Origin of the sequence: Caballeronia choica (genome assembly GCF_001544535.1) — a bacterium.
Lineage (GTDB): Bacteria > Pseudomonadota > Gammaproteobacteria > Burkholderiales > Burkholderiaceae > Caballeronia > Caballeronia choica.
The window spans coordinates 1-2,597 of record NZ_FCON02000367.1; the positions used below are offsets into that span (position 1 = coordinate 1).

3 protein-coding genes are annotated in these 2,597 nt (G+C 57.1%); all 3 read left to right on the forward strand.

Annotated elements, in window-relative coordinates:
* Positions 1 to 202: 202 nt before the first annotated feature.
* The 3 genes from AWB68_RS43970 (at position 203) to tnpB (ending at position 2,463) form a co-directional block, all read left to right on the forward strand.
* Positions 203 to 1,288, forward strand: coding sequence for an IS4 family transposase (locus AWB68_RS43970; protein WP_200828971.1), 1,086 nt, complete (start codon positions 203 to 205; stop codon positions 1,286 to 1,288).
* A 414-nt stretch (positions 1,289 to 1,702) separates the two neighbouring features.
* Positions 1,703 to 2,122: an IS66-like element accessory protein TnpA gene (gene tnpA / locus AWB68_RS43975; RefSeq protein WP_087650329.1), complete on the forward strand. Its 420-nt coding sequence runs from the start codon at positions 1,703 to 1,705 to the stop codon at positions 2,120 to 2,122.
* Complete coding sequence (gene tnpB, locus AWB68_RS43980) at positions 2,119 to 2,463, forward strand: IS66 family insertion sequence element accessory protein TnpB (protein ID WP_087650330.1); 345 nt, start codon at positions 2,119 to 2,121, stop codon at positions 2,461 to 2,463. The genes tnpA and tnpB overlap by 4 nt, the downstream gene beginning before the upstream one ends.
* The last annotated feature ends 134 nt before the right edge of the window (positions 2,464 to 2,597 follow it).

Sequence of the window (2,597 nt, forward strand, 5' to 3'; positions counted from 1 at the left end):
GATCACGCTCACCACGCTGTTGTTCGAATGCAGGTCAATTCCGCTATATTTCACTTCAGCCTCCTTCTGGTTAAGTGATTCCGTGCAGACTCACTTTACCCCGCCGCCCCACGGGGCGGCGGTGGGAGGCCCGCTAGATGATTTTCAACTCCAAGAGAAGTTATGTTAACCTCGCATAGATTAGTCATCCGATGGAAAGATAATGACTGGTAATGTGCGAGTGGATGATGAGGACTGGATCAATAGAGAGACGGCGGATAACAGCTTTCAAGACTCCAGACTTCGCAGAAGATTCCGAATGTTGCTAGAGCGACTATGGTCGGGCGTTGGGCAAACCATTCCATTTGCTTGCCAAGACTGGGCGAACACGAAAGGCGCTTACCGCTTCCTGTCCAATGAGCGCGTAAGCGAGCAGGATATTCTGGGCGGTCATTTCCAAGCGAGTGGTGAGCGCTTTAGGGCGACCGAAGGCCCAATTCTCGTGCTGCAGGACACGACAACGTTCTCATATCAGCGGGAACGTCCTGAGCTTATCGGTTATACGGGCAAGACGTCGATTCAGCGTGGACGGCACGGCCTGCAACAACCGCTGACCCAATGCGGCATCCTGATGCATTCGAGTCTGGCCGTAACCGCTGAAGGCTTGCCGCTGGGCCTGACGGCCATCAAATTCTGGACCCGGACTCAGTTCAAGGGTTGCACGGCGTTAAAGCGAAAGGTCAACCCTACCCGTATGCCAATTGAAGAAAAGGAAAGCTATCGCTGGCTAGAAAACCTGAGACAATCCACAGCATTACTGGGCGAACCGGAACGCTGCGTACATATCGGCGATCGCGAAAGCGACATTTACGAGCTATTCTGCGAAGCGCATGATTTGGGCACGCACTTCCTCGTGCGCACATGCGTTGACCGCCTGGCTGGCGACGGAGAGCATACGATCGCCGACGAGATGGCCGAGGCGAAGGTCAAGGGTCTCCATCGTGTTGAGCTTCGCGATTCTAAAGGCCGTCCCGACGAAGCCTTTTTGGAGATCCGGTATCGCCGCATTACGGTGCTACCACCTCTCTATAAGCAGCGTCGCTATCCCGAGCTACGTCTGACTGTCATTCATGCCCAGGAGAGGACCGCACCCGCCGGTCGACCTCCAATCGAGTGGAAGCTAATCACTGATCTGTCGGTCAAATCTCGCGCGGAAGCCATCGAGAAGCTCGACTGGTACGCGATGCGTTGGAAAATAGAGACCTTTCATAAGATCCTGAAGTCGGGATGCAAGGCCCGAAGAATCTAAGCTGCGTACGGCTGATCGCCTAGCCAATCTTATCTCGGTGTTTTGTATCCTGAGTTGGCGCATCTTTTGGCTAACCATGCTCAACCGGTGTGCTGCACACGCCCCCGCCCAGTTGGCAGTCACACAAACAGAGATCGAACTCCTTGATCGGGTCGTCAAGGACACGCCTCGCACGGCACAGGCGCCGCCGCTGCTGCGCAGCCTCATCAAGCTTGCGCAACTCGGTGGGTACCTTGCACGTGCCAGCGACCCGCCGCCAGGCAATACCGTTATGTGGCGCGGTATGCGCCGTCTGATTGACATTCAGCTGGGATATGAACTCGCGCAGGACGAGTGTGGGTAATTGCAAGCTCACGTCGGCCGTTCTCCGGGCAGCTGTGAACGGGGGTAATTTGGTTCCCATCAAATGTTTTGATGGGAACCAAAGTGGCCGAGATTGTGGATAGTAAGTGCGAGGCACCGGGCAAGCGCCCCAACTTTGCGCGCGAATTCAAACGGCAGCTGGTCGAACAGACGTTCGAGCCCGGGTCGTCTGTATCGCTGGTCGCGCGTCGCAACGACATAAACACCAACCTGCTGTTCAGATGGCGTCGCCAGTATCTTCAGGGTGCATTTGGGGCGCCGCGTCCGGGACCTGCCAGACAGGAACCCGATGGTGACGTTGCATCGTTACTTCCAGTCAGCATTGTCCCGGAAGCTGAGGCCTCGATGCCGGTCCGCGAGGCTGTGTCGGAGGACGCCTGCGAGATTGAATTTGACCGTGCACGCTTGCGCATTCGCGGTAACGTGTCGCCGGATATGCTGCGGCTGCTGATTCGGGAGCTGTCCCGATGATCGGCCTGCCGGCTGGCACTCGCATCTGGATCGCCGCAGGCATCACCGACATGCGTAGTGGTTTCCCGGCTCTTGCCGCGAAGGTGCAATCGGCACTCGAAGACAATCCGCTCGGCGGCGACGTGTTCATTTTTCGGGGACGTCGCGGCGATCTCGTAAAAATTCTATGGGCAACAGATGACGGACTATGGCTTCTCGCGAAGCGGCTTTCGCATGGGCGGTTTATTTGGCCCCAGGCGGATGGCGGCAAGATCTTTCTGACGTCGGCACAGCTGTCGATGTTGCTGGAAGGCATCGATTGGCGACAGCCCCGTCGCACGGCCGCATTGTCGATGTTGTAAACCGCATCGAAGGCTCGTAAACTGCGGCACATGCCCGATCATGCGCCGCTTCCTGACACCGTTGCCGAGCTCCACGCCCTGGTGCTCGAGCAGCAGGCATCGATCGCAAAGATGCAGCAGGAGATCGCCGAACG